At 42.3% G+C, this 26100-nt stretch carries 26 protein-coding genes; 7 read left to right on the plus strand and 19 right to left on the minus strand.

What is annotated here, in order from left to right; translation table 11 throughout:
- Positions 1 to 44: 44 nt before the first annotated feature.
- The 6 genes from BOD01S_RS02100 to BOD01S_RS02125 all read right to left on the minus strand — a co-directional run bounded on the left by BOD01S_RS02100 (position 45) and on the right by BOD01S_RS02125 (position 6814).
- The gene (locus tag BOD01S_RS02100) at positions 45 to 608 is read right to left on the minus strand and encodes a hypothetical protein (RefSeq protein WP_036155189.1); all 564 of its coding nucleotides are present in this window, start codon (positions 606 to 608) and stop codon (positions 45 to 47) included.
- 498 nt (positions 609 to 1106) lie between these two features.
- A complete protein-coding gene (locus tag BOD01S_RS02105; protein ID WP_036155190.1) occupies positions 1107 to 1595 on the minus strand; it encodes a PaaI family thioesterase in 489 nt (162 codons plus the stop codon).
- A gap of 435 nt (positions 1596 to 2030) precedes the next feature.
- On the minus strand, positions 2031 to 4217 hold the full coding sequence (locus BOD01S_RS02110) for an MMPL family transporter (protein ID WP_036155191.1): 2187 nt from the start codon (positions 4215 to 4217) through the stop codon (positions 2031 to 2033).
- 91 nt (positions 4218 to 4308) lie between these two features.
- Positions 4309 to 4929 (minus strand): response regulator transcription factor, encoded by a 621-nt coding sequence (locus BOD01S_RS02115; protein ID WP_036155192.1) that lies wholly within the window; start codon positions 4927 to 4929, stop codon positions 4309 to 4311.
- Between the two features lie 10 nt (positions 4930 to 4939).
- On the minus strand, positions 4940 to 6112 hold the full coding sequence (locus tag BOD01S_RS02120) for a sensor histidine kinase (protein ID WP_036155193.1): 1173 nt from the start codon (positions 6110 to 6112) through the stop codon (positions 4940 to 4942).
- A gap of 111 nt (positions 6113 to 6223) precedes the next feature.
- Positions 6224 to 6814, minus strand: a complete 591-nt coding sequence (locus tag BOD01S_RS02125) for a TetR/AcrR family transcriptional regulator (protein WP_036155194.1) — start codon at positions 6812 to 6814, stop codon at positions 6224 to 6226.
- A gap of 87 nt (positions 6815 to 6901) precedes the next feature.
- On the opposite strand from BOD01S_RS02125, the gene BOD01S_RS02130 reads away from it, so the two are divergent.
- The 3 genes from BOD01S_RS02130 to BOD01S_RS02140 are packed head-to-tail and all read left to right on the plus strand — an operon-like array spanning position 6902 to position 9535.
- Positions 6902 to 7591, plus strand: coding sequence for a CoA transferase subunit A (locus tag BOD01S_RS02130; protein WP_036155195.1), 690 nt, complete (start codon positions 6902 to 6904; stop codon positions 7589 to 7591).
- Complete coding sequence (locus BOD01S_RS02135; RefSeq protein WP_036155198.1) at positions 7578 to 8222, plus strand: 3-oxoacid CoA-transferase subunit B; 645 nt, start codon at positions 7578 to 7580, stop codon at positions 8220 to 8222. The genes BOD01S_RS02130 and BOD01S_RS02135 overlap by 14 nt, the downstream gene beginning before the upstream one ends.
- On the plus strand, positions 8219 to 9535 hold the full coding sequence (locus BOD01S_RS02140) for an MFS transporter (RefSeq protein ID WP_036155200.1): 1317 nt from the start codon (positions 8219 to 8221) through the stop codon (positions 9533 to 9535). Before BOD01S_RS02135 ends, BOD01S_RS02140 begins: the two co-directional genes overlap by 4 nt.
- Positions 9536 to 9605: 70 nt before the next feature.
- Here BOD01S_RS02140 and BOD01S_RS02145 read toward each other — a convergent pair whose 3' ends face one another.
- The 10 genes from BOD01S_RS02145 to BOD01S_RS02190 all read right to left on the minus strand — a co-directional run bounded on the left by BOD01S_RS02145 (position 9606) and on the right by BOD01S_RS02190 (position 18867).
- Positions 9606 to 10046 (minus strand): hypothetical protein, encoded by a 441-nt coding sequence (locus BOD01S_RS02145; protein ID WP_036155202.1) that lies wholly within the window; start codon positions 10044 to 10046, stop codon positions 9606 to 9608.
- A 105-nt stretch (positions 10047 to 10151) separates the two neighbouring features.
- Positions 10152 to 11120, minus strand: a complete 969-nt coding sequence (locus tag BOD01S_RS02150; protein ID WP_233153117.1) for an alpha/beta fold hydrolase — start codon at positions 11118 to 11120, stop codon at positions 10152 to 10154.
- 268 nt (positions 11121 to 11388) lie between these two features.
- Positions 11389 to 12378 (minus strand): S66 family peptidase, encoded by a 990-nt coding sequence (locus BOD01S_RS02155; RefSeq protein WP_036155211.1) that lies wholly within the window; start codon positions 12376 to 12378, stop codon positions 11389 to 11391.
- A 194-nt stretch (positions 12379 to 12572) separates the two neighbouring features.
- Complete coding sequence (locus tag BOD01S_RS02160; RefSeq protein ID WP_143815052.1) at positions 12573 to 13208, minus strand: hypothetical protein; 636 nt, start codon at positions 13206 to 13208, stop codon at positions 12573 to 12575.
- Positions 13209 to 13435: 227 nt separating this feature from the next.
- Positions 13436 to 14170 carry a hypothetical protein gene (locus tag BOD01S_RS02165; RefSeq protein ID WP_052124863.1) on the minus strand — a complete coding sequence of 245 codons (735 nt, stop codon included), beginning with the start codon at positions 14168 to 14170 and terminating at the stop codon, positions 13436 to 13438.
- 164 nt (positions 14171 to 14334) lie between these two features.
- Positions 14335 to 15453, minus strand: coding sequence for an ABC transporter permease (locus BOD01S_RS02170; RefSeq protein WP_036155214.1), 1119 nt, complete (start codon positions 15451 to 15453; stop codon positions 14335 to 14337).
- A gap of 11 nt (positions 15454 to 15464) precedes the next feature.
- Entirely contained in the window at positions 15465 to 16703 is a 1239-nt protein-coding gene (locus BOD01S_RS02175) for an ABC transporter permease subunit (protein ID WP_143815054.1), read from the minus strand.
- 4 nt (positions 16704 to 16707) lie between these two features.
- A complete protein-coding gene (locus BOD01S_RS02180) occupies positions 16708 to 17577 on the minus strand; it encodes an ABC transporter ATP-binding protein (protein WP_036155222.1) in 870 nt (289 codons plus the stop codon).
- Positions 17556 to 18326, minus strand: a complete 771-nt coding sequence (locus BOD01S_RS02185) for a hypothetical protein (RefSeq protein WP_036155223.1) — start codon at positions 18324 to 18326, stop codon at positions 17556 to 17558. The genes BOD01S_RS02180 and BOD01S_RS02185 overlap by 22 nt, the downstream gene beginning before the upstream one ends.
- Positions 18310 to 18867 carry an RNA polymerase sigma factor gene (locus tag BOD01S_RS02190; RefSeq protein ID WP_036155224.1) on the minus strand — a complete coding sequence of 186 codons (558 nt, stop codon included), beginning with the start codon at positions 18865 to 18867 and terminating at the stop codon, positions 18310 to 18312. Before BOD01S_RS02190 ends, BOD01S_RS02185 begins: the two co-directional genes overlap by 17 nt.
- Before the next feature lie 402 nt (positions 18868 to 19269).
- Between BOD01S_RS02190 and corA the strand changes: the two genes are divergently transcribed.
- Positions 19270 to 20226, plus strand: coding sequence for a magnesium/cobalt transporter CorA (corA, locus tag BOD01S_RS02195; RefSeq protein ID WP_052124864.1), 957 nt, complete (start codon positions 19270 to 19272; stop codon positions 20224 to 20226).
- Positions 20227 to 20240: 14 nt separating this feature from the next.
- On the opposite strand, the gene BOD01S_RS02200 is transcribed toward corA, so the two are convergent.
- Positions 20241 to 20861 (minus strand): TetR/AcrR family transcriptional regulator, encoded by a 621-nt coding sequence (locus BOD01S_RS02200; RefSeq protein WP_036155465.1) that lies wholly within the window; start codon positions 20859 to 20861, stop codon positions 20241 to 20243.
- Positions 20862 to 20968: 107 nt separating this feature from the next.
- Here BOD01S_RS02200 and BOD01S_RS02205 point away from each other — a divergent pair, with 107 nt between their 5' ends.
- The 3 genes from BOD01S_RS02205 (at position 20969) to thrS (ending at position 24554) form a co-directional block, all read left to right on the plus strand.
- A complete protein-coding gene (locus BOD01S_RS02205; RefSeq protein ID WP_036155225.1) occupies positions 20969 to 21508 on the plus strand; it encodes a hypothetical protein in 540 nt (179 codons plus the stop codon).
- A gap of 332 nt (positions 21509 to 21840) precedes the next feature.
- Positions 21841 to 22200 carry a hypothetical protein gene (locus BOD01S_RS02210; protein ID WP_052124865.1) on the plus strand — a complete coding sequence of 120 codons (360 nt, stop codon included), beginning with the start codon at positions 21841 to 21843 and terminating at the stop codon, positions 22198 to 22200.
- Between the two features lie 419 nt (positions 22201 to 22619).
- Positions 22620 to 24554 carry a threonine--tRNA ligase gene (gene thrS / locus BOD01S_RS02215; RefSeq protein ID WP_036155226.1) on the plus strand — a complete coding sequence of 645 codons (1935 nt, stop codon included), beginning with the start codon at positions 22620 to 22622 and terminating at the stop codon, positions 24552 to 24554.
- Positions 24555 to 24715: 161 nt separating this feature from the next.
- Here thrS and BOD01S_RS23800 read toward each other — a convergent pair whose 3' ends face one another.
- Positions 24716 to 24850: a hypothetical protein gene (locus BOD01S_RS23800; protein WP_269845640.1), complete on the minus strand. Its 135-nt coding sequence runs from the start codon at positions 24848 to 24850 to the stop codon at positions 24716 to 24718.
- A 187-nt stretch (positions 24851 to 25037) separates the two neighbouring features.
- Positions 25038 to 26066, minus strand: coding sequence for a spore photoproduct lyase (splB, locus tag BOD01S_RS02220; RefSeq protein ID WP_036155228.1), 1029 nt, complete (start codon positions 26064 to 26066; stop codon positions 25038 to 25040).
- Positions 26067 to 26100: the final 34 nt, after the last annotated feature.

Consider the following 26100-nt stretch of genomic DNA (forward strand, 5'->3'; position numbering starts at 1 on the left):
TATCCACCGATTTACTTTTACTTAAAACTTCTCTGCACGAAACCTTATGGATACCATGAAAGCTTGCTGTCGCTGTCCAATGACAGCGATTTAATTTCTTCGCTCAATAGACTGAACCAGCTAGTGACAATTTCCTCTACCTCTAAATTTGCTTTCGCATCATCACCCCAAATAATATGTGAAAACCAAGCGCCTGTTGCCCATTCGAACTGCAGCTGTGCATAGGCAATTACCGGGTGATCCGCCTGCACAAACTTTTCATTAACCGCGGCAGCCACATTTACCGCCTGGGGCAAAAGCTCACTCTCAATTTTCTGCTTTATGTCATCATCCTCCAGCTGATTCCACATAACCAGTTCCCCATCTACCTGATAGAAAATAGCAAATGCAGGATGCTCTCTCATATCCACTACTACAAATGCACGGTCTACCGAATTATCTGTTGCCTTTACCGCATTGACAATGATGTTCTGGGCCATCTCCACCCAATAATCATTTGCTTCATCTAATGCCGATTCTATATACAGTTCATCATTAAGTTCGGAAATATCCGCCTCCCCTTTATTCACATCCTCCACTTTTTTAAATAAGCGAGTAAAAAATCCCATGTGCCGTATCCTCCTATTTCATTATTCATATCCTTTAGTTTAGCATTCGATGAATAGGAACAAAATCCTCGTTATATCATCTATTTCTTGTTGAATTTTTGCATTTGTTTTATATATCACTCAAAAGCGGTTTGTCATATCCAGCCTTCCCGTCACAAAAAGAGTTTATATGAGCTCTATTAAATAAAAATTATAAGGGTAGATTATAGACGGGCAAGAGTAAAAGACAGCAAGTGGCAGGCAATATTTTTTCTCTAATAATACTTAAAAATTTTCAGGAAAGAACACAATGAATAGATTAAATTGAACCACAGTAGGGACAAAGGTTATTGTAAAATCATGCGCCTCCTTTAATAACCTTGGCTGGAAATATGATAAGCATAACAATATGCAAAAATTAGATATAAGTATGATAAAAAACAGCAATTACACCCTAAGAAAAACAAGCTAACCTTTTCTAGGCTAGCTTGTTTGGAATAGGAGGTGAGGAATTAGTAATCATTCATTTTTTAGGAAAGTACTAGGCATTACCACAAGCACTACGGTACCCCGGGCACAGAGAGTATCCTGCGCGTAAATTTCGGTCTCAACCTTCCACTTTTTAGGATGGATTTCTTCAACAGTCCCAATAGCTTTTAATAAAACATGCTGTGGAGTTGGTTTCAGGAACTCTACATTAAGACTCGCAGTGACAAATCGAGGGGGTACTGACCCATCACCAATTTCGTTCCCATTTTTGCGATGCAGCGCTAGTGCAGCAGAGCCTGATCCATGGCAATCAATTAAGGATGCGATTAAACCGCCATATATAAACCCGGGGATTCCCATGTATTTAGGGTCAGGTGTAAAGAAGGTAACAGTGTTGTCCCCTTCCCAGCCCGTACGAAGCTGATGACCATCTTTATTTAGCCGACCGCACCCATAACACCAAGCAAAATCATCTGGATAAATATCTTGGATTGCCTCTTTAATTATTAAATCTTCCATTCCATTTCCCCCTTACTAATGTTGTATAAGTATGTTTTCTAAACAAGTATTCGAGCAATTAAGTAATTTAAGTATAATCCACTGCTCTCTTTCTATCAATCATTTATTGATTATTCAGTAAATTACCAATACCCGCCGTCTTTGTGATAATTTAAATGTGGATTTAGGAAAACAGTAAATCAGCAACAACTTGAACAGTTTAAGGCAGCGGCTTACATACTATGTTATTTATGCTTTTCTCCATGCTGTTATAGTTCTTTAAAATTTTTCGTTAATTTTATAAAATGGCACCATCATTTTTGGGTAAAAAACACCTTTTTTATATTAAACAAAGTCTATGAAAAGCACATGTATTTTACAAGGTTTTCCGCATTGATAAATAAAAACTGTTTAGACAGATTTCTCCATCTAAACAGTTTTTTCATTTCTGGCTTATTATTTCTTCTTATTGTCCTTCTCTAATTCTTTCATAATCGAGTCGCCTTCAATATCGATGTTAGGCAGAATTTTATCGAGCCATTTCGGCATATACCACGCCGCTTTGCCCAAGAGAAGCATGACAGATGGCACGATCATCATGCGGACAATAAAGGCATCGAATAATACGCCGAACGTTAACGCAAGGCCAATTACTTTTGTCATTGGGTCCGGTGCCATCATAAAGCCTGTAAATACCGCTATCATAATTAGCCCGGCTGCCACTACAACACCGCCGCTATCACGGATACCTGCCAGTACCGCTTTTCGGGCATTGCCTGAATGGGCATATTCCTCACGCATACGGCTCACGAGGAATACTTCATAATCCATAGCCAGGCCAAATAAAATACCAACCGTTAAAATCGGCAGGAAGTTTAATACAGGGCTTGATGTGGCGAAGCCAAACACCTCGTAATAGTGCCCATCTTGGATAACCCACGTAACAAAACCCAGTGTAGCCCCGAGTGATAGTACGAAGCCAAGCACCGCTTTTAACGGTACTAAAATTGAGCGGAAAACGACCATGAAAATAATGAACGCCAAACCAACGATCAACGCTGCGAATACAGGCAGGGCATCCGCCAGCTTTTCAGAAATATCAATGTTCATCGCCGTTGTGCCTGTCACATTCAATTTCATGCCCTCATAGTCTGCATTGCGGATATTATGCACTAAATCGATTGTTTCCTCTGCATTCGGGCCGGTTGTCGGATTTAGTGTAATTACAGCCATTTCCCCAGACTCTTTTGGAATCACGTTTGTAATGTACGCCACGTTATCCATTGTACTTAAATCAGCCTGAAGCTGCTCTAATTTTGACAATACCTCTCCGTCTTTATCTGTTGCCTCTGCTACAACAACTAAAGATGCATGGTAACCTTCACCATAAGCTTCTTTTAGTAAATCATATGAATCACGTTGATCTGTTCCTACTTCATAAAAACTATCATCCGGCAGACCAAGCTCCATATGGAAAAATGGAACCGTAATAACACTCAGTAAAATAATTCCCGCTAACGCAAAGACAATTGGCATCTTATGTAAGGCATTGGCCCAGCCCTGCATTAGCTTTCCTGAAAATTTCACACGATCCGCGATTTTTTCAGCCTTTGTCTTTTTACGGTCAACTGGAGGCGTGATTTTATGGCCTAGTAAATAAAGCGCGGCCGGCACAACGATAACAGCTACAAAAATCGCCAGCAGTACCGTGAGTGCTGCAGTGTAGCCCATCATTGATAGGAACGGAATTTTCGGGATCGATAAGCCGATTAATGCAATGATGACTGTAACGCCCGCAAATACAACAGCTGTCCCGGCTGTTCCGTTCGCAATCGCAATGGATTGCGGGATTGAATACCCCTTCGCATACTCCTGACGGAAACGCGAAACGATAAATAATGCATAATCAATACCTACTGCTAACCCAAGCATCGCTGCTAATGATAAGCATACGAAGGAAACCGATGTGAAATTTGTGGCCAGTAAAATCCCAAGCAGACCGACGACAAGACCTATACCTGCCGTGACAATCGGCATACCTGCTAAAATAAGCGAGCCAAATGTAAAGAATAAAATAATGAATGCGACTGCTACACCCATTACTTCCGTTGTAAAATGCATTTCAATCGGATAAAGTTCCGTTTCAGAAGAGTATAGCTCCGTCTGGATACCTTCATCCGCCGTAATGTCCAATACGTCTCGTAACTCATCTATTTGATCAAATGTTACTTCTTTTGACGGGACATCATACATCGCCATCGCAAACGCAACCGTCTGATCCGCATTATAGTTTTGCAGCATCTCTGGTGTGTAAACCGCTTCAACACCGTCTAATGCTTGTACCTTTTCTGCTAATTGCGCAATATGACCCTGTACTTCCGGATCAAGCAGCGTTTTTCCTTGAGGTGCTTTAAAGACAACTTGTATTTGTGCTCCCGCCTTCCCGACCTCAGGGAACTCTTCTTCCAGCATTTCAATCGTCTTTTGGGCAGGTGTGCCTGGAATCGACATATCATCATCAAAATCAAACCATAAAACAAGCACTGCCACACCTACTGCCAGCAGTAAAGCAACAGCCGAAAACAACACGGCTTTGGCATGGTTTGCCGCCCAAAAACCTAGTTTGTATAATAGTTTAGCCACGGTAGAACCCCTCTCTATATGAACCATTCCTTATGGTACTATAATGACCCAATAAAAAAAACGTACATTCAGCATGTACGTTCGGGCATTTTTAAATGTACTTTTTGTCAATTGCCACCGCGATTGCCTGTGCTCTTGACTTTACATCCAGCTTGCTATAAATGGTTGTCAAATAAGACTTAACAGTACGTTCTGCGACATTCATCTCTTCGGCAATTTCATTATTTTTTAGTCCGCGTGCCAGCGCTTTCAGGACGAGCAGTTCTTTTGCCGTAAATAACTTCGGCGTATGCTTTTCCGCCTGTGCTCTTAGTAAAAGCTGTAGCATCTCCGGCTGCAGCAGTGTCTCTCCACGTAGGGCAGCATCTATTGTAGCAAATAGTTTTTCCCTTCCCGTGTCTTTTAATAAATAGCTGGCAACCCCCAATTCAACAGCCTCCAGCAGCAAATGCTGTTCATTATAGGTCGTTAAAACAATAACAGGAATGCCCTTTCCTAAGCTATTAAATTTCTTTAAGAAATTCAGTCCGTCTAAAATCGGCATATTTAGATCTAATAAAATGACATCTGGAATCTTTGTCTCCAGCAGTACAAGCGCCTGCTGTCCATTCTCCGCCTCTCCAATTACCTCATAGCCATCCTGTGTTTCTAATATGAGACGGATTCCTTCCCGTACGATTAAATGATCATCTACTATTATTATTTTCACCATTTTTCTACCCTCACTCCAGTGGAATGGCCAATGTAATGCACGTGCCGTTCTCTTTTTCAATCGTTACTTGTCCCTGCATGAGCCGGACACGTTCCTTCATGCCCAAAATGCCGTAATGCCCCTGTTTATGTAAATCCTGTTCGATTTCTATTCCTTTACCATTATCAATAATTTGGACGATTAGCGAATGATGCTGCTCCTTAATCGTAATAGAAACCTTTGTCGCCTCCGCATGCTTATATACATTCGTTACCGCTTCTTTTAAAATGGATAAAATATGTTCTTCCACAGCTGTTGGACAATGTAGATCGCCCATTGTCAGCTGAATCGGGATATTATATAAATATTGCATCTGCGCCATTTCCTCTGTTACACGGTCTGTAAACGACTCATCCGACTTTGCCAGACGCAAATCATCAATCACTTTCCGTGCATCTGCCAAGGACCCCCGTGCCTGTTCTTTTGCTGATAATAAAATGGTTTCCACTTTCTCGACATTTCCCTTTTTTAAATGCGCCTCGCTTGCGTCCAGTTTTAAAATAAGACCGACTAGCCGCTGCGCCAGTGTATCGTGTAAATCCCTTGCCATCCGCTCCCTTTCCTGCTTTAACGTTAACTGCTCGATTTTTTGATTCGCCAATTTTAACTCTTCAATATAATATTGCAGCTCCATATTTTCCACGTCTTTTTGATTGAATAGATACAGCACTAAATGCAAAATGACAAACAATATAACAAAGATTGCAATAAATAACCATAAATATTCAGCGCCAAAATGGATATACATACTCGCAATATAAAAGCACATATAGCCAAGGACAAGCATCGTTAATTTAGCTGCCTGCTGAAAATAAAACATACCTTGAATAATAAACACGAGCATTAAACCAAGGATAATAAGCGGTGAAGCATCAGGTAACAATACGGTACACGCCAAAATGATGATCCCCTGCAAATAAAAATAGAGCGATTTTATTTTCAGAAGTATAGTATCTGAATGCCAATGAAGCCACGTATAAACGGTAAACAATCCAATGCACAATAAAGTCTGGCTGACGGAAATACGGACTGTCGACTGCATAAAAAGCACACCAATCAGGACAATGAAATGCATCATCGTGATCGGTATGCGCGCGAGTTCTATATTATATTGTAATCTTTGAAAGTAATTAATAGCCTTCATCGCATGATATCCTCAGTTTTTAGTTGAAGTATATCATACTTTTCCTTTGCTGCAGGGAGGGCTTCTCCAAAAAGATAACATATAGGCAAACCTGGCTGCTCCCTTTCCCTTTTACCGAAAGCCGTTTAAAAAGTGCTCAATCGGTGCTTTTGCACTGACATACAGCGGCTGTGGATCATTCAAGGTACACCAGTAATAGATAATGCCCATCGCCAGCTGAATAAACGATACTTTCAGCTCCTGCAGGGATAAGTTAGATTCCTGCTCCTCTAAAATTTCAGCTATGAGCTTTTCAAACAGCATAAAGAGCTTTCTGTCCGGTGTTCGGAAATACACATGTGTTTCTGTTTCCAGAGAGGTCGAATAAATTACCGCCAGAAACTCCTGCCCAAATGTTTCCTCCAAGTAACGGTACATCTTTTCCATGAACACCCGGAAGCGCTCCTTTGCCGGTATTTCTGCCGGCAGCTCCGCATATACCTTTTCATAATATTTATCAGCAATGATGAATTGCTCATTTAAAATTTCAGCCTTTGATTTATAGTGATGATAAAATGAGCCTTTCGATGTCCCGCAAACACCCACAATCTCATCAACCGTCACCTTTTTATAACCCTTTTCTTTAAAGAGTTTCAAAGCCTCAGTCGCTATTAAGGACCTCTTTTCTTCTCCTCTTTGTTGCTTTTTTTCTACTTTAACCATTTTATTTCTCCTTCGTGTATTGACTACATTTTCATTTTAAACTAAAATCAGACTACAGTCTAGTATTGTGATAGGGAGGAGAGATTAATGAAAAACAAGGTAGTACAGAGTGTTTCCGATTTAAAGAGCATCTTTAAGGACAAGCAGAAAATCTTGGCTGGCGGCTTTGGTTTATCCGGTTCCCCGTTGACGGTCATTGATATGATTGCAGAAACAAATGTAAAGGGGCTGCATATCGTCAGCAATAACTTAGGAGATCATGGTATTGGTCTTCACAAGTTATTTATCCAAGGACAGATTGAGAAAGCAATCGGCTCTTTCTTTACGATGAACCGGGAGGCAGTTGTTGCCTGGTCGGAAGGAAAGCTCGATATTGAACTGCTGCCACAAGGTACATTGGCTGAAGCCATACGCTGCGGCGGGGCCGGGATCGGCGGATTTTATACAAAAACCGCTGTTGGAACAGAGCTGGCAAAAGGCAAAGAGGAACGTGAAATTGACGGGGAACGCTACATTTTTGAAAAAGCAATAAAGGGCGATGTAGCAATTATCCGTGCGAAAACGGCCGACCGACTCGGAAACCTCACATACCATACGACAGCCCGAAACTTCAATCCAATGATGGCAACTGCAGCCGATATTGTGATTGTTGAAGTGGATGAAATCGTGGAGACAGGCGAGCTGGACCCGGAATCCATCATTACCCCGCATGTGTATGTCGATTACATTATCCAAACAGCCTATACGAAGGCAGGTGATCAATATGTCAAAGCTTGATGTACGTGCTAAAATCGCGAAGCGGATTGCCGAGGAACTGGAAGATGGGCAGGTTGTCAATCTGGGCGTAGGCATCCCTACCCTAGTCGCTTCTTTCATCGAGGGGAAACAAGTATTTTTGCAATCGGAAAATGGACTTGTAGGTATGGGCCCTCCCCCTTCAGAGGAGGAACTCGATATCGATTTGATTTCTGCCGGCAAAGAACCGATCACCATTACAAATGGTGCTTCTTTTTTCAGCAGCGCTGACTCTTTTGCAATGATTCGCGGAGGACATATTGATGTGGCGGTTTTAGGTATTCTACAGGTGGATGTTAACGGTGAAATCGCTAATTGGGCTGTACCCGGACAACCGATTCTAGGTGTTGGAGGAGCGATGGATCTCGTAGTTGGCGCAAAAAAAGTTATCGGTGCTGCAACTTTATTGGCAAAGGATGGTCAGGCGAAAATCGTTAAGCAGCTGACATATCCGACAAGCGGTGTAAGACAGATTGATTTGTTAGTAACGGAGTATGCCGTATTTTCCTTTGAGAACAGGGAGGTTATCGTCAAGGAATTGCTCGGTCATTTGACAATGGAAGATTTACAGCAGCTTTTAGGAATCCCATTAAGACAGGAGGTCACTTTATGAATGAACATGCATTAGCCGCTTCTACTACAAAGAAGACAATGGTTCGTATATTGCCGTTTATTTTAGTGCTTTATGTAATCGCTTACTTGGATCGGGTAAATTTAGGCTTTGCCGCGCTTGAGATGAATTCAGATTTAGCTCTTACAGCGGAAGTATTTGGTCTTCTTTCAGGTATTTTCTTCATCGGTTACTTCTTCTTTGAAATTCCAAGCAACATGATTATGCATAAGGTGGGGGCCCGGATTTGGATTGCCCGCATTATGCTTACTTGGGGAATTATCGTTATCTTAACGGGCTTTGTACATTCCGCTACTCATCTATACATTTTGCGCTTCCTGCTAGGGGTAGCAGAGGCAGGATTTTTCCCAGGTATCATTTTATATTTAACGTATTGGTTCCGTGAACGTGAACGCGGTAAAGCCACTGCTGTACTGCTATTGGCTTTACCGGTTGGCGGCTTGATCGGTGCTCCGCTATCCGCATGGATTATCGATAACATTGCATGGGCTGGAATGGAAGGCTGGCGCTGGATGTTCATTTTAGAAGGGATTCCGGCACTTATTTTAGGGGTTGTGACAATTTTCTTCCTTACTGACCGGCCGGCAAAAGCAAAATGGCTGGACCCTGAGGAAATCGCCTGGCTTGAGGGCGAGCTCGAAGGTGAACGCCGGGCTGCTTTGCGCCTCAACAAACCGACAAAATGGGAAATGCTAAAAGGGGCAACAGTGTGGAAATTATCCGCCTTCTATTTCGCAGGCTATACTGGCGTTTATGGATTATCTTTCTGGGTGCCGACAATTATTAAATCATTGTCAGCTACAACAGCAACTAACATGGAAATCGGCTGGATGGCGATGCTCCCTTCCTTGATTGGCATACCTGCCATTATCTTTACAGGATGGAGCGCGGATAAGACAAGAAAACATAAGCTGCATCTTATCATCTGTTTAGGCGTAGCCATTGTCGGATTTACCGGCTGTGCCCTCGCAACATCTTTATGGCCTATGGTTGCTATGCTATCGCTCGCCTCTGCCGGACTTTACGGCTTTACAGGCTGCTTCTTTGCTTATTTAACATTCTTCTTCACCGAATCAACCGCGCCTGTCGGCATTGCACTTGTCAACTCCTTCGCTGCGCTGGGAGGATTTGTTGGGCCGACAATTTTAGGCTCATTCACTTTACAGACAGGTATGTTCGTTTTAGCCGGACTATTAATCGCCGGTGTCATCATTCTATTTACAATGCAGAAGACAAATATCGAAATGGATGCCCAAGAAGTAAGAGTGACGCCTTCCGGGAAACGGCTGGCATAAATGAAGCAGAGACCCTCGCGTTATTGGCAGGGTCTCCTTTTTGTTTGTTAATAGCCGGACGGAAGAACATTTACAGTGAAGAGTTGACGGACAATAAGAAAAGCTTCTTGAAAAGCCGGTATAATATATATGTAACGATGTGTAAAAAGCAAAAAATAATCAGCTGCATAAATGCATAAATGAAAACAAAAAGAAATAAGTCCCAGTATACTTCGCCTGGCGGGAGCCCCTCTCCGGCCGCCGCGTCTATATCCATATAAAGGACAGTATAGAAAAGAAGGATGGAAAAAGCATAGCCAGCGTATAACAATAGCCAATATTGATAGAACTGTATTTTTTGTCCGACGAACCAAAGAAGCATGTTCATGCCGACAAGGATGAGAGGAATGAAGAGATGAAAGTTAGTTAAGCCCATCCCATCGTTTAGCAGTGAGGCGACGTACCATTGGAACAGGCAAAGGCCGATCAGATTGATGAGCCCTACTGTTAAAATTGTGGAATGTTTGATCATATTCATTCCCCTTTTCTAAACCCTTGAAATAGCCATCATTAACCAGACGTCAGATTTATCAAAAATGTTACCTATTAGTTAAAATACAGCGTATTGCTTAGACATTTAAAATGAATTTGTAAATTCTTTAATCTCCCCACTCATTTCTTTATAGTTCTTCCAATGCAAATAATGATGGCCTTTTAAAGCTATGAGTCTCTCGTTTTCCACTGAACGTAACTGCTGCTTATAAAATGTCTCCATGGATTTCCCGTCTTCCGTCACTTTGTCATCCTCCTTCATGAAAATCATGACAGGCAATTGTGATGGGAATGACAGCTCCTTTGTCTTCTCGACATTTTCTTGAATTGCATTTGCTTCCTCGATGATATTTTTGTTATAGCCTTTCCATGCTGAAATTGCTTTTGTCATTGTTAGATTTTCTTCAGAATAGGTGCCCTCTTCGGCAGCTGGAAGAAAATTATCACTGTTTAAAAGAAGGGTTAACCTGGCAATACCTGTGGGCGCAAGAAACCTGAAATACGAAGGCATCTTTGGAGCTGCTTCATCAAAATATTCGAGTGCTTGCGGTAATGTAGGGTCAATGCCAATAACGGCTTCCACTTCTTTCGGATACTTATCGGCATAGTACATACTGTAAATGCCGGCAAGCGAGTGCGGCATTATGATATACGGTCCTTCAATTTGGGCGGTTTGCAATGACGTTCTTATTTCTTCCACTATGTTTTCAACCGTTCTCTCCCTTTTTGTCAGATCGCTCCATCCGTATCCGAACGGCTCGACTACGACTACCCGAAAGTCTTTTGATAATTCATTAACCAATGGTTCAAAATCAAGTGCCGGTGCTGCTGTTCCTAAGCCTGGCAGCAGGACAATCGTTTTCTCCCCCCTTCCTTTTACTGTAACATGAAGCTTTTCCCCTTCCATGTCTACATACTCCCCGGTAGCGGGATATTTGTTTTCTTCATATAGTTTCATTCCTGTATGAAAGATAACCCACATCATGCAAAGGACAATGAAAGATAGCACGATATTGCGAATTACCTTCCAAACCCGAACCTTCTTTTTGACCATTATGTTTCCTCCCCTATTTTCTCTTTGTTATTTAGTGGATGGTCTGTTTTCCAGCAGCTGTTGCCGGAAATGCCGCTGTAGATCTTCCTCTTTTCCACTTTATAAAACTGGTCACATGGCAACCATCGATTATCCTAACAATGTCCAGCCCTACTGTTACAATTTCGTCACTTACCAAGCAGCCTGCATTTTGCTGAAAAACAAAAAAGATGGTAGGAAAACTGAATTTCCACACCATCTCTTTATTTTTTCACGATGTAACATATGGTTACAGCCATTCTTCCACGCATTCGACTTTACGCTGCTTTGTATCGACCCGTATCCGCCTTCCAATTGCCAGCGGGTGCATCGGATGGGTATGGCATGTGTCAAACCCATTTAGAATGGGAATGTTCCTGCCATCCAGCTGTTCTAACAAAATATCGATAGGCTGCCTGCCAGTCCCAAGATCATCATAGCGCTCATGCTTGCCAAGCAGGATCGCAGCTGCCTTATCAAAAATGCCGTGCAGCTTAAGCATCGCAACATTCTTTTCGACGATTGCCGCATTCTTCATGCAGTCTTCAATCAGCAAAATATCTCCTTTTTTAATTTCCGGGAAGTATTCCGTACCGATAAAGCCGTACATTGCATTATTGTTCCCGCCAATCAGCCGCCCTTCTGCCACCCCATCATTCACGGACGTCCATTCATTCGGGTAAAGCGTCTTTTCCGTTTCCTTCTCCAGCCAATTCACCGGTTCATCCGACCAAACCGGTGACATCGGGATGGTATACGGAATGCTCTGCTCCCGGCAGAAATAATTTTCGAAAAACTCATATGTAATAGTAACAAGCGGTTCAAACTCTCCAAATGACGGCACAAGCGCCGGCCCGTAATAGGTGCTGATGCCAGTCTTGGCATAAAGCGCAAGCAGGACAGCTGTCGCATCCGAGTAGCCGACGACAAGCTTCGGGTTTTCCTTGAATGCCCCATAGTCGATATACGGCAGCATACTATTGGCGTTCGTCCCGCCAATCATTGACATAATCATCGGTATGTCCGGATTCCTGAGCAGTTCATTCAGCTCCCCTGCCCTCTCTTTTGGAGAGCCTGAGCGGTAGACATCCGATTGACCTGTAAGGCTTCCTTCCACGATTTCAAAGCCCTTCTCCTCAAGGAAAGCCTTTGCCCGTTTATATCTCTTTTCCTCTGATACCGATGCAGGGGACGACGGTGAGAAGATACCGATTTTATCTCCTTTTTTCAAGTATTTCATTTCAGCACTCCTTCTATTATATAGTAGTTAAATCGTTTATCAGTGCGGGGGGAATGCCCCTTCTTAACTGCGCATTCTCCCCTTAAACATATCTATGATTAGAGCTTAGGAAAGCCAAAAGGTATTCAGCCCAGGTTGAAGGCAATGTCAATAAGCCCTGTATGACAAAATTCATTTCTGTTAAGCAAGGAGCGTTATACAGTCGCTACATCCCTGGCTATTCCTATAAGATACCAGTCCCCTTCCCGTTCCTTGTAGATGAACCGGATAGATTGGAACGAATGCTCATCTTTTCCTGGCGAATAGTATTCCACATATTTAGCATCCGGATAATACGTATGAATGGTGTTTATAACACCCGCAAAATTCTCTGCCGATTCATTAAAAGTGATAATATTATAGTCTACTTCCTCCTTTCCCCATCGTTGTAACAGCATCTGCTGGACATACTCATGTAATGTCAATTGATATTCCTTTCCTGATTCATCATGTCCCCATACATACTCCCTATCAGTTGCTGCGCTTATCTTCTCTTTGGATAAGTGAACATACTGTCCGCCATAGCCATCCGGATTGCCAAAATCAGCATAAAAAGCAAAGGTAATCCCGTCTTCCGGGTCAACCTTATCAGCCATATTTATAAAGTCAGACTCCTGTAGCAGCGAAAATATTTCTGCGGACAACGCTAATAACTCCTTTTCCGTTTCTTTGTCCGAGCTGTTCTTTTCAGTGCTGTCAGCTAAAGAGACCGCTTGCTTTTCATCTCCATTACAGCCGTAAATCAATATCAAACTAAAGGTTATATAAAAAAGGCCCAGAAGGTTTCTCATTTTTTCCCCCATTGCTTTATTACTCTTTTTTCATCGATTTATTGATACAGTGCGGATTGTTACTTATACAAATAGAAACACAAACATTAAACCAATAGGAATCGCGATCCAAGGTGAAAATTGCCTAATAGTAATAAATACTTCCACAAGACTGCTCGCTATCATATTACTTCACACTAAAGTCTATTTTATATGGAAGTCCGCCTTTCACTTTTTATATAAAAAATTTAATAAATGTTTCCGTATTGATCACAGTTGAATTCAATACTGAACGCTTTTTCAAATGTTAACCCCAGTCCGCTCCAAATCCCTTCAATGTCGATACTATATGTGCGCCCGCCATCAATTAGGGACACCTCAACGGATGTCTGCTCCCACTCGGCATAGGAGCTTACCCCCTTTGTCGTGATGTTATCTATCCCTGCAAATACTTGCCGGCCGTGAGTCTCGCTGTATTGTGTAGTAAAATTTGCAGCAACCTCAACTACATGTATTACATCACTAATATACATATATGCCTTTTTCGCTATTTTCCCGTCCGCCTGCATCTTCGTCTCTTTATCCGATCGAGATAATGATTGCACAAATTCGCGTTCTTTTGCCAAATGCTGTTCCACCATGTCGCGCATTCCTTTTTCAAAAATATCCGGGTCCTGCCAGGATTCTTCCGTGAATTGTTCAATCGGAGACACTTCCATATGAAGCCCGGCTTTCTGCTCGTTTAGCCACGTTACTGCCTCTACATACCGCCTGTGATATGCCTCCTTTTGCTGCTGTGTTAATTCTAATGGGGCAGCTTCCGCTTCCTGCACAGTATCAAACATACTTTCTTTTTCTGAAACAGCTTCCTTCTGTTCTCCAATGACTGGTGTATCTACCATAACGTCCGTTTCCTCTTCAGCCATGCAAGCTGCCATTGTAACAGTTCCTAGCAAAACACTCATATAGAATCGTTTTTTCACTCCTAGCCCCCTCTCATTGGATTATATCCTCTATTGTTTATCCATACTTTACCATTAAATACGTAGTAGATGAATAACTTATCTTATTTTTTAGAAAAATTAAAAAAGGAGTTATTGCATCTTCTGCAATGACTCCTGATATTCCTTTTAAAAATTCCTCTGTATTAAGTAATCTCCCGTACCCTTTCACGCCGTAATAGCCGATAAAAAAGCAGTAGAACAAGAGTAATCAAGCCAACGTAAATCCCCGGCACTATCCATGGCAAATGATACGTCTGGAACAGTCTTCCGAGCGCCATTGGAATCACCAGCCAGATGAACAGTCCAATCAGCACAATCTGTGTCGCCATCTGAATGAGATAATTGCCACTTAAAGAGGAGCATGCAATGACCAGCATGCCAAAAATAGCACTAATAAGATACATACCAATTACGACAGAGATAATATACTGACCGAATGTGACGTCATACCAATAGTTAATATTGTCCATATGATACAGCTGCATAAAGAAGAATGGTGATGTGCCATTTCCCATATAGAGAAGGCCGTAAGCTGCAATCAAAAATGTTGTTACAAAGAGTGTCAACGCCAGTCCAGCCCACCATTTCGTAGCAAATATCTTACGGCCATGCTTTGAGCTGTATTGCAGCGGCACCATTTGATTTACCCGATCCCTCAAAAATAGAGGCGACAGTAAAATCATTAGGTTGAATAAAATGATGATGGTGACATTTTCTGCAATCGTTATGAAATTTTCCACCACCGATGAGCCGTAATACTGATAGCTCTCGTTTTCGAGCAGCTCATCAATGCGTTCTTTTTCCTGCGCTGACCTATAATATTCTCCATAGAAAATTCTATCTTTATACCGATAGTTTTCAAAAACACCTTCATAAGCCTGTATCCACCACATCAGGTCGAAATCATCCGTTTCCCAAAAAGCCTGCCTCATCTTATTGAAAGCTTCATCGTCCCTCTCACCTTCTCTGTACTGTTCAATCGTCTCCACCCCCGCTGCCTGACTAAGTGGATGGACTTTCAAGATGGCTTCAAATTTCTCAACTATCTTCCCATATTCCCGTTGAACTTCAGCTATCTCTCCATCGTCAATAACTTCTCCGTACTTTTCAACCATATCTAGCTCGATTTCAAACCTTTCACTTGATGGCCGCCCATTTGGAAAATTGTCTAAATGAAATTCCACTAACAGACTATATAACAGCACATTCATCACAATGAGCAGCCCAATAATAGGCCATGTAAAGCATTTCTTTATTTCCATCCACCAAAGTCTCATTCGTGTATGTCCTTTCGTTTAAATCGTTTCATAGTACGTATTGCGACTACAGCAGCTAGAAGCATGAAGATGCTTAACGTCAACAGTTCGTGATACCAGAATCCCGTCATCCCTGACAGCCCATTGAACAGCATATGCGGATTTAAAACAAGCAGCATAAGGTTGAAGTGGCTAGCGAGCATTAGCAGCGGCGAAAACGTAAAATAGCTCGGTACAACGAACAACGCGAGGAGAACGAGCAGTATTGCAATCGATACGATATAGCTGCTCTGTACACGAACCGCCATCGCGAATGTGGCAATCGTAATAATCAGCCATGAAATGAAAACGATGACTACTGCCAATAGCAGATACTGCCATATCGGCATATCCCACCAGAAAACGTATGGGGCTTGATATTCCCAATTCAGCCCGCTGCCGACATTGACATTCCAAAGTCCGCTGTAGTCATGGAAACTAAAGAATACCGCTAACGTGCCTGCCATTAGCAAAAGACCAGCCCACACTGTTGCAATGCCAGCCGCCCAAGCCTTTTTCTTCATTAACCCTCTGCCTATTTTGCTTGCAAATACAAGGAGATGTGTACGTTGCTCACGTTCATAGGCTGTAAGGTAGGCCGTCATTAGAACCGCAAGCAGAATTCCTTCCAGGGCAATGATTTTCATAATGGAACGAAACAAAAAACTATGCATCCGGTACGGGTTCCCTGCAAAAAACCACTCGTTGTAGGATTCATTTTCCATAAAAGTTTCGAATCTTCCCTCCAGCTGGGCAAAATGCTCATCCATCCAGGAGGCAGAAATCCCAGAAAGACCGTATGTTTTCTTCATATCTTCACCAAATGCATGGATGTCTATTTTCTCATAACGCTCCCCCAGTCGGCCGGCAAGATCTGCATACATGGCATATAAACTGAGTTCATCAATTTGCTGCTGCATGTCTTCTGACTGCTTGTAATAAAATTCAGGTGTCATCGAATCCAAGTAGGCAGCTGCCCCTTGCTCAGAGCCGAGCGCTATTGCTTTTTGTTCGATTTCCTCTTGTAGTCCTTCAAGTGCTTCGTCATTAATTGTCTTTCCGTATGTTTCCACGATATCATTTAATATAGCGAGCTCTTTTCCTTCACGTGCTTCTGACCATATGTAAAAACTATTAAAACCAAGAAACACAATCAAGAGTATCCATATGACAGGAGACCGCCACAGCTTTTGCAGTTCTAATCCTATGTATCTCATCTCTTCACCCGACAGTGCTTTCCTGGGCATACTCTACAAGGAAGACATCTTCCAGTGTCGGTTGGACTGGGTGCCAGTCCGGCTTTTTCTCCTCTGCCATAAAGCGGACGAGCATGCGGCCTTGTTCCTGCTTTTCCGCAAGGACAATATATTTTTTTGCAAAATCTGCTGCATCAGCATAATCAATAACTGTTTCAAAAATACGGCCCGACATTGTAGCACATATGGAAGCAACATCTTTTTGATAGAGCAACTGCTTATTTTTGATCATAATGATTTCATTGGCAATCGACTCTACATCCGAAACAATATGTGTTGATAAAAGAATTATCCGTGTTCTCGCCAAGTCAGAAAGAATATGGCGAAAACGTGCACGCTCCTTCGGGTCCAGGCCGGCTGTCGGTTCATCTAAAATAAGTATTTGAGGATCGGCTAGCAATGCCTGTGCGATACCAACACGCTGGATCATGCCGCCGGAGAATTTGCGCATTTTCTTCTTCTTCACATCAGATAGTGCAACAAGCCCAAGAACCTCATCAATGCGGCTCGCTGCCTGTTCCTTTGGCATCCCCTTTAGTGCTGCCAAATATTGCAAATACTGTACAGGCGTATAGTGCTTGTAATAGCCGAAATGCTGCGGCAAGTAGCCAAGCTTTTCCCGATATCCCTCACCTAACGCGAGAATTTCTTCGCCATTATAGGTAATTGTCCCTGCCGTGGGAGTTATGAGTGTCGCCAGCATTTTAATAAGTGTAGTCTTCCCTGCTCCATTTGGCGCAAGAAGACCGTATACCCCGTTTTTAAACGATAATGAAATATTCCTTAGAGCAACAAAATCGCCGTATTGTTTTGTTACGTTTTCGATAACAAGCATTCCAATGTACCTCCCTGTTGTTTCTTGAAAAATTGCTGCAGGCCAAATAGAAAAAGACTAATGGCTGCGCAAATCATCATGATATATAAAGCGTTTGGCAGCTGCAGTACAACCTGAATGTAGACCAACTTAGCCTGACTGAACAGCACAAAATTCCCTGCAAACCAACTGATACTGTAAATGATGGTATGTAAGAGCGGCCGTTTGCCACGCAGTACATACAGTAGACCCGCGGCAAACAAAAACAGCCCTGTCAGTGCCGCGCTGATCATCTTGAAAACATCCATCGATATAAACTGCGCTGCGATTACTATGCAACACACATGTGCAATACTCGCTGTAATACTGTAGAACAACATACGGATGGCCAGTATCTGATACACCGAATACTTCATCGTCATTTCCAGCTCTAAGGTCCCTTCAAGCTGCTTTCGAATTGTTGAAAAGCCTGTTAGTGCCAGAAATAAGAATGGTGAAATAAGAAACAGCATGGCCGTCCAGCTATCTGTGGTATCCCTCGGCGCCTCGATTGTATACAATAACAGGCTAGCAACAACTGCTAGCAAGAGGCTTGTAAACAGCAATTCTCCGCGTTCAAACAATAGCTGCCTCTTCGGAAACTCACGCCATATCTTTCTCATTACCTCCCACATCGATTGCTTGCGGGACAGCCCCTTGCTGACAATAATGGCAATCTGCCGTTCGATTTCAGCCTCCTCAGGCAATTTTGCTTCAAATTTCGTCCTCATAATATGCCTCCATTCCTTTTCGCAGCATCTTGATTGCCTTATAATAGTTCGTCTTGACAGTTGCTTCTGGCATTTGCAAAAGATTTGCTATCTCCATAAAGGTCAGCTCCAAGAAGATTTTATAGCGTACGATTTGCTGGGTAATCCCGCTTTGCCCACTCAGCAGAGCATTGACCGCTTCGTACTGCTCCTTGTATTCAAGCTGTAACATGCCATCTTCAGGTTCTATCTGCTCCTCATCCACCATAAACACCGTTTTCTGCTTCATCTGATACTGCTTTGAGCGGAGATAGTCGATGCAATGGTTTGTGGCAATTCGGTATAACCAAGTACGAAACCTAGACTTTTCCTCATCATAGGAAGCAATGGAACGCAGCATACGAATGAAGATTTCCTGCGTCAAATCAAGCGCCAGCTGTTCATCAAGCGTTTGTTTATAAACGAATATGTACATTTCTTTATAGTATTTCCGTGTCAGCTTGTCCGCACTTTTCTCATCGTGCTTCCGCTGGATTTTCCGAATCCAATACCGCTCATTCATCTCCCTGCTCTCACATCTCTTTCTTGTGCTTCATTTATATATTCGTAAAAACGAGATCAATAGTTTTATATTTTTAAAAAAAATTCCCTTTCCTTTTCAAATCATACAGGAAATGAGGTTATTTGGAGAATTAACAAAAGTTTGTAAGAGACTTCTTGTGCTAAATATTTAAAACCCCAATCACTCATCACGGTATTTATAGAATGTTTGATAAAGGAGTATTTGTGGCTATTTAAAAGAAAAGTGCTTTATAAATTGAGGTCATTCGGGGAAAAATGGTTAGATGACAGGCACCCAAAAAAGAGAAGAACATCATTATTATTTTAACGGACCTATCAAATAGTAATTGGAAGTAACAAAGCAGCATTTTGCATGAATTAATAAGGAAAAGGTGTGAAGACGGTGATCGGTTTTATCGGTATTACGAACGACAATCATATAGAAACGCATATTTCTATAAAGAATCTCAACTTTTCTTCTTATAAATGGTTTTGGGTGGATTTTAATCAGCCTACCAAAGAAGAGGAGCAGCATTTAGCGGATACTTTTCAATTCCATCCCCTCGCAATCGAAGACTGTGTACACAGACTTCAGCGTCCGAAGCTGGATTATTATGATAACCATTCTTTTTTTGTGACACATATTGTCAGGGAGGAAGAGAATGAAATACTGAAAGATGAATTGAATTATTTTATTGGGGACAATTTTATCGTTACATTCCATCTCACGCAGTCCGATGAAGTGGACGAAGTATGGAACAGAATGCTATTTCAGGAGGATAAGGAACAATGGGATTCCTTTTATGTCTTCCATCAAATTTTAGACAAGACGGTCGATAACTACTTTCCTATCCTTCATAAAATCGAAGATAATTTAGACAAAATTGAAGGCAATATTAACCGTAAATCGATGAACCTTCTTATGAATGAATTATTTGCGACAAGAAATATGCTATTAAAGCTCATACATACAATTAATCCAATGCGCGATTTGCTTTACCGTATGTTGAATTCCCATCATTTAAACGGTATAACCGACAGAAAAGAATATTTTTCCGACATTTATGACCATCTGTTAAAGCTATCCGATATGATTATGTCTGATCGGGAGCTGACGGCAGATATTCGGGATAATTACCTCTCGCTGAATTCACATCAAACAAACAATGTCATGAAAGTCCTCACCATCATCACATCTATATTTGCCCCGTTAACATTCATAGCCGGGATATATGGAATGAACTTTGAGTATATGCCTGAATTAACATGGAGGTACGGCTATTTTCTTACGATTGGACTGATGGCGGTAACAGGTATTTCCATGTTTATATGGTTTAAGAAAAAGGGCTGGTTTGGATAACCAACCCTTTTCATCTACATATCTGAAATAGGCAGTTTTAATACTGCTTCATCCTTAAGAATAGAGTTTAAGTGGTAAACAAGTGTCCGTATCACCCTGTCCCGATCAAGCCTTTCCCGCTCAAATAAGGCATGAATTGCCAGTCCGTCCACAGCAGCATACAGCCTCTCGACCTCTAGATCCAGATTCAGACCTTCCTTTAGAAAGCCATATTCCGACAGCCCATAAATGGTTTTTTCCATTCCGCTAAACAATGCATTAAACGGAACATTTGCCTGTTCTTTCTTATGCTTCACAGCCGCTATGTAAGCAAACCATACCTCCATCTCAAGCATGCTTTGCTGATCGACAGGCAATGCTTGCAGCAGCACGTGCAGCACCTGTTCCTGCAGAGGCATACTCTTCTTTAGTACTTCTTCAATCCGTTTGTTAACATTCTCCGTTACAAGATCCATGGCATAGACGAGCAGCTCATCCTGGTTAGAAAAGTAGTGTCGCAGGGCTCCTAGTGATAACCCCGCCTCTTTTGCAATATTTCTGACCGTCGCTCCTTCCATCCCTTTCTCCAGAATGACCCGCCATGTTGCCTCCGCTATGGCTTTTTTTCTTTCCGCTACATCTACAATCTTCGGCATATACTCAGTATAGCAAAAACCGTTTTTAAAATACACTTGTATTATTTAAAATCCTATGTTATATTTTTAAAAAATACAAGTGTATTAAAAAGAGAGGGGATTTTTTCATGGGAGGAATTGGTTGGCTGATCGTCGGAGCGGAAATCGCCTTTTGGGTTGTAATTCTGCTTGGATTGTTCACTAGATATATACTGAAAAAGAAGAGGCTGGGGTTATTCTTCTTGGCACTCACTCCTGTCGTTGATCTCGTGCTGCTTATTGCTACGGCAGTCGATTTATATAATGGAGCGACCGCTACAACAGTTCACGGTATTGCGGCCATTTATCTCGGAGTTTCCATCGCCTTCGGAAAAAGTATGATTGCCTGGGCTGATAGACAATTTACGTATTATTTCTTAAAGCAAGGAGAAAAGCCCCGTAAAAAGTATGGCTTCGAGCATGCCCGCCACGAAATTAAGGGCTCGCTTCAGCACCTGCTTGCCTTTCTGATCGGCGGAGCTTTCATTTTCGGGATTCACTTCTTCATCGGAGATCCGGAGCGTACAGCAGAGCTGCTGAATCCGTTGCGTATCTGGGCAATTGTAGTCGGAATCGACCTGCTCTATTCGGCTTCGTATTTTTTATGGCCAAGAAGAGCAAAGGGGTAAAATCACTTCGACGTATAACATTATATCGGTAAAGTAAGTACAGGGATGTTGAACACTCAACTTCCCTGCTTTTTATTAATCTGCCCACCTTTCTTTCCGTGTCCCGCAAGCAGGACCATCTGCACACTAATATGCTGTTTGAAACTACATTTTGCCTTTTTAATTGTTTGAATGGTCTTTCCGGCAGAAATATAAAATGAAAATCGATATACCTCCTTTAAAGCATCATGGTCACATATTTCTAATCCTCTTTTTCGTTTTAGTAATATAGATTTTTGGGTAATAGTATCTATAGATAGAAAATTACCGATGCAGCAAGAAAGGAGTTCACTATGAAAAAGGTTGGAAGAAAAAAGTGGATTATCATTAGCATCCTTGCCCTCGTATTGATTGTATTTGTGGTCATATATTATACAACGGCAAGTTCTAGCTATCAGTCGCTCGAAGATATGAATGACTTCCCTGTACCAAAGTCGGCAGAGCTTGTTAAAGAAGAGGACAATGCAAAGTACTATGAATGGGACGGAGCCAGCACGGCGAACGGCCTTCCGAAAGGATACCAGCTTGTCATTCAAAACCGCGGATGGGAAGAAACCGCGCGTGAAGGTGAAACAATCACTTACAAAAAAGGAAATGTTATTCTCCAGCTTCAGTATGATGATGATTCTATTGACATCATGAAGGAGAAGTAATAAGAGGAGCAGGACAAACCTGCTTTTTGCAGTATTATCTAAAAAAAATGTAAAGCAGCTTACGGGCTGCTTTTTCTAATTTTCATAAAAAAATAGATAATCGCCTATTGACAATTGCTTCATTTCGTTTTAAAGTAAATAACAATTTTAACCATACAGGCAATGAAGAGGACACGAATGGATAAGAAAGATTTGCAGAGAGGGAAATCACCGGCTGAAAGTTTCCTAATTCGGACTTATCGATTTACTACCTCCGAGCTGTGCCGGGAAACCGGTGACGTGAGCAGGCGTTATCTGCAATCAATGAGCTGCTGGTTTGTATCGGCAGGAATTTGGGTGGAACCACGGGTAATCAACACATACTCGTCCCTTAGCGGACGGATATGTGTTTTTTTATTTTATAGAAAAGGAGAATGTTTATGTCAAATCAACAAGTAATGATTCAATTTCCAGATGGCAAACAACAATTGTTTGCACAAGGTGTAACACTAACCGATATTGCAAAAGCAATCAGTCCGGCTCTTGCCAAAAAAGCTGTTGCAGGGAGTGTGAACGGCACCACAGTTGATTTGACGCGTCCCATCCTAACAGATGCCCAAATTGCTATTTATGATGCAAATTCAGCGGAAGGAATAGAAGTCATTCGTCATTCTACAGCCCATCTTCTTGCACAGGCTGTCAAAAGACTGTACCCTACTGCACACCTCGGAGTAGGACCAGTTATAGAAAATGGATTTTATTATGATATTGAGCTAGATCATTCATTTGTTCCAGAAGATCTGCAAAAAATCGAGAAGGAAATGAACAAAATCGTTAAAGAAAACCTCGCTATTTCCAGAAAGGAAGTTACAAAGGTAGAAGCAGCACAGTTATTTGCACATGATCCATTGAAGCTGGAGCTTCTTGAAGCGATTCCTGTTGAGGAGCTTGTGACTGTGTATGAGCAAGGAGAATTTTATGATTTGTGCCGGGGTCCCCATGTACCGTCCACAGGCAGGCTGCAGCACTTTACGTTAACAAATCTTTCCGGTGCCTACTGGCGTGGAGACAGCAACAATCAAATGCTTCAGCGGATTTACGGCGTTGCCTTTGCAAACAAGGAAGACATGCAGGCATATTTCATATTTTTGGAGGAGGCTGAAAAGCGAAATCACCGTAAGCTCGGCAAGGAATTGGAGCTGTTTATGTTTTCGGAAGAAGCACCGGGGATGCCATTTTATCTCGCAAACGGGCAAATACTGCGTAATGAGCTGGAGTCTTTTTTACGTGAATTGCAGACACGGTACGATTACAAGGAACTACGGACACCGCTCATGATGAACCAGCGTCTATGGGAACAATCGGGGCATTGGCAGCATTACAAGGAAAATATGTATTTCTCGCAGGTGGATGAACAGAAATTTGCATTGAAGCCGATGAACTGCCCAGGGCATATGCTAATCTATAAAAATGACTATCATTCCTACCGTGATTTACCGATCCGAATGGCTGAATTCGGGCAGGTACATCGACATGAATTCAGCGGTGCGCTTAACGGGCTGCTGCGCGTCCGGTCGTTTTGCCAGGATGATGCCCATATTTTTGTCAGACCAGATCAAATCGAGGACGAGATTACGCTTGCTCTTCAGATTATTGACCATGTATACAGGGTCTTCGGTTTCACATATGAAATTGAGCTATCGACACGCCCCGAAGATTTTATGGGGGAGCTGGAGTTATGGGATAAAGCCGAGACAGCGCTTGAAAATGTATTGAAGAAATTAGGCTACCGCTATAAGGTGAACGCAGGAGATGGTGCCTTTTACGGACCGAAAATCGATATTCATATACAGGATGCTATCAAGCGCAGCCATCAATGTGCAACAGTACAGCTCGATTTCCAGCTTCCTGAAAAATTCGACTTAACGTATGTCAATGAACAGAATGACAAGGTACGCCCTGTCGTCATCCACCGGGCTGTTTTCGGATCGATTGACCGTTTCCTCGGCATTTTAATTGAGCATTTCGGCGGCGCCTTCCCGTTATGGCTTGCACCGAAGCAGGTTGAAGTAATCGGTGTTTCCACTGTTCATAATGCCTATGTTGAAGAAGTTTATGAACAGCTGCGACGAGCAGGCATCCGGGCATCTATCGATAGAAGACAGGAAAAGCTTGGTAAGAAGATTCGGGAGGCACAGTTAAAAAAGGTGCCGTATATTCTTGTGCTTGGTGACCAAGAGCAGGAAAACACTACCGTCACTATCCGCTCCTATCATCAGGAGAATTTGGAGACAATGGCTTTGGAGAACTTTCTTCTTGCTGCGAAGAGAGAAATGGAAGAGAAGAGACTGCCTATGACTGGGGATCTTCATTAAATTCGCGGGTATTCAGTTGCAAAGCGCGGGTAAAAGAGGTGATTCCGCGGGTATTTTCAAAAAAGCGTGGGTAAACTCCAAAAAACCTAGGGTATCTACAGCTTCACTAATGAGAAAAACCGCGCCAAGTGAATTGGTGCGGTTACCATTTATGTAGATATTTATTTCCCTATTTTATCTAAACTTGACTGAATTGATTGAGGCAAGCTTTTATAGAACAGTCCTTTATACTTAATATCGAGAAGCCCCGCAACAGCAACGGCAATCCCGCCTATTACAAGCATGCATTTTTTCATCCTTTTTCAACTCCCTTCTCTTTCTTTATTATAGTCTATTGCGCGAATTTTTGGGTGTATTGCGCGAATTCAAGGCTTCATTGCGCGGTTTTAAGTGTCTATTGCGCGAATCACAACTTTCCGCCTACAGATTAACAATCCCCTCATAAAAAACGGACATCCCGCTACAGCAGGATGTCCGTTTGTCTTACGTAAAATATTCAAATTTGGCCTCTGGAAAGAATTCATGCATATATTCCTCAAGCCGCTCCTTTATCTCTTCTTCCTGATCTTTTTGGTAAATATATTTGTGGATACCGTACTTGCCCCATTTTACTCGTCGAACTGATTCATCCAGCTCCAGCTTTGTTTTCGGGTAGTTTTTTAAAATCACCTTTTTCGCCGGCTTTGTAAAACGATGCTGGATAAATTCAAATGTGATATCAGCCCGAGCATCTGCAGGCAGTTCTGCATCCAATCGCTCGAACATATGGCGATAGCCCTCTTCCCACCCATCGTGTAAATATATCGGTGCCACAATAAACCCAAGCGGATATCCCGCCCGTGCTACCTTCCCTGCCGCCTCGATCCGGTCGACAAGCGCTGATGTCCCCGGCTCAAAGTTTTTAATTACATAATCGGCATTTATACTGAAACGAAAGCGCGTATGCCCGTTATGATTTGCATCAAGTAGATGATCAACATGATGAAATTTTGTTACGAACCGCAGCCTTCCAAGCTCTGTTTGCCCAAAATGTTCGATAGCATGTTTTAATGTATGCGTTAGATGATCAATGCCGACAATATCTGATGTACAGGCCGCCTCAAAGCGAGTAATCTCCGGTGCCCGCTCCGCAATATACTGATCGGCGACGTCCAGGATTTCCTCTACGTTTACATAAGTACGAACGTACGGTTTACTGCCCATAGTCGTCTGTAAATAACAATAGTGGCAATGCCCCATGCATCCTGTCGCAAATGGAATCGCATATTCGGCAGACGGTTTTGACGTATCAAATTTCAATGTCTTTCTCACTCCTACGACGAGCGTGGATTTTGCCATCCGATACTTTTGAAAATCGTTGTCGCCGGGAAGATCCCGCACCTGATTGTGAGAAGTTGTATAGCGGATTTCAATCCCCATCTTTTCAAACTTTTCCTTCAGCTCTCGGCCAAGTGGATACTCTAATGCCTGTGGCTCAAAATACACAAGCTTTGGAATGAATGGCCCGCTCATTTGGCATGTCTCCGTTGAGTTGCTGCCCCCTCTT

The sequence above is a fragment of the Lysinibacillus odysseyi 34hs-1 = NBRC 100172 genome, from assembly GCF_001591965.1.
Taxonomy (GTDB): Bacteria; Bacillota; Bacilli; order Bacillales_A; family Planococcaceae; genus Lysinibacillus_B; species Lysinibacillus_B odysseyi.

What these genes read in the sequence shown, in the direction of transcription:
- BOD01S_RS02175 (WP_143815054.1), bottom strand. Translation starts at nt 16,703, where the DNA reads ATGAGATACATAGGATTAGAACTGCAAAAGCTGTGGCGGTCTCCTGTC.
- BOD01S_RS02205 (WP_036155225.1), top strand. Translation starts at nt 20,969, where the DNA reads ATGGGAGGAATTGGTTGGCTGATCGTCGGAGCGGAAATCGCCTTTTGG.
- BOD01S_RS23800 (WP_269845640.1), bottom strand. Translation starts at nt 24,850, where the DNA reads ATGAAAAAATGCATGCTTGTAATAGGCGGGATTGCCGTTGCTGTTGCG.
- BOD01S_RS02150 (WP_233153117.1), bottom strand. Translation starts at nt 11,120, where the DNA reads ATGGTCAAAAAGAAGGTTCGGGTTTGGAAGGTAATTCGCAATATCGTG.
- BOD01S_RS02145 (WP_036155202.1), bottom strand. Translation starts at nt 10,046, where the DNA reads ATGATCAAACATTCCACAATTTTAACAGTAGGGCTCATCAATCTGATC.
- thrS (WP_036155226.1), top strand. Translation starts at nt 22,620, where the DNA reads ATGTCAAATCAACAAGTAATGATTCAATTTCCAGATGGCAAACAACAA.
- BOD01S_RS02100 (WP_036155189.1), bottom strand. Translation starts at nt 608, where the DNA reads ATGGGATTTTTTACTCGCTTATTTAAAAAAGTGGAGGATGTGAATAAA.
- BOD01S_RS02120 (WP_036155193.1), bottom strand. Translation starts at nt 6,112, where the DNA reads ATGAAGGCTATTAATTACTTTCAAAGATTACAATATAATATAGAACTC.
- BOD01S_RS02180 (WP_036155222.1), bottom strand. Translation starts at nt 17,577, where the DNA reads ATGCTTGTTATCGAAAACGTAACAAAACAATACGGCGATTTTGTTGCT.
- BOD01S_RS02210 (WP_052124865.1), top strand. Translation starts at nt 21,841, where the DNA reads ATGAAAAAGGTTGGAAGAAAAAAGTGGATTATCATTAGCATCCTTGCC.
- BOD01S_RS02105 (WP_036155190.1), bottom strand. Translation starts at nt 1,595, where the DNA reads ATGGAAGATTTAATAATTAAAGAGGCAATCCAAGATATTTATCCAGAT.
- BOD01S_RS02190 (WP_036155224.1), bottom strand. Translation starts at nt 18,867, where the DNA reads ATGAATGAGCGGTATTGGATTCGGAAAATCCAGCGGAAGCACGATGAG.
- splB (WP_036155228.1), bottom strand. Translation starts at nt 26,066, where the DNA reads ATGAGCGGGCCATTCATTCCAAAGCTTGTGTATTTTGAGCCACAGGCA.
- BOD01S_RS02155 (WP_036155211.1), bottom strand. Translation starts at nt 12,378, where the DNA reads ATGAAATACTTGAAAAAAGGAGATAAAATCGGTATCTTCTCACCGTCG.
- BOD01S_RS02200 (WP_036155465.1), bottom strand. Translation starts at nt 20,861, where the DNA reads ATGCCGAAGATTGTAGATGTAGCGGAAAGAAAAAAAGCCATAGCGGAG.
- BOD01S_RS02125 (WP_036155194.1), bottom strand. Translation starts at nt 6,814, where the DNA reads ATGGTTAAAGTAGAAAAAAAGCAACAAAGAGGAGAAGAAAAGAGGTCC.
- BOD01S_RS02130 (WP_036155195.1), top strand. Translation starts at nt 6,902, where the DNA reads ATGAAAAACAAGGTAGTACAGAGTGTTTCCGATTTAAAGAGCATCTTT.
- BOD01S_RS02160 (WP_143815052.1), bottom strand. Translation starts at nt 13,208, where the DNA reads ATGAGAAACCTTCTGGGCCTTTTTTATATAACCTTTAGTTTGATATTG.
- BOD01S_RS02140 (WP_036155200.1), top strand. Translation starts at nt 8,219, where the DNA reads ATGAATGAACATGCATTAGCCGCTTCTACTACAAAGAAGACAATGGTT.
- BOD01S_RS02115 (WP_036155192.1), bottom strand. Translation starts at nt 4,929, where the DNA reads ATGGTGAAAATAATAATAGTAGATGATCATTTAATCGTACGGGAAGGA.
- BOD01S_RS02170 (WP_036155214.1), bottom strand. Translation starts at nt 15,453, where the DNA reads ATGGAAATAAAGAAATGCTTTACATGGCCTATTATTGGGCTGCTCATT.
- BOD01S_RS02185 (WP_036155223.1), bottom strand. Translation starts at nt 18,326, where the DNA reads ATGAGGACGAAATTTGAAGCAAAATTGCCTGAGGAGGCTGAAATCGAA.
- BOD01S_RS02135 (WP_036155198.1), top strand. Translation starts at nt 7,578, where the DNA reads ATGTCAAAGCTTGATGTACGTGCTAAAATCGCGAAGCGGATTGCCGAG.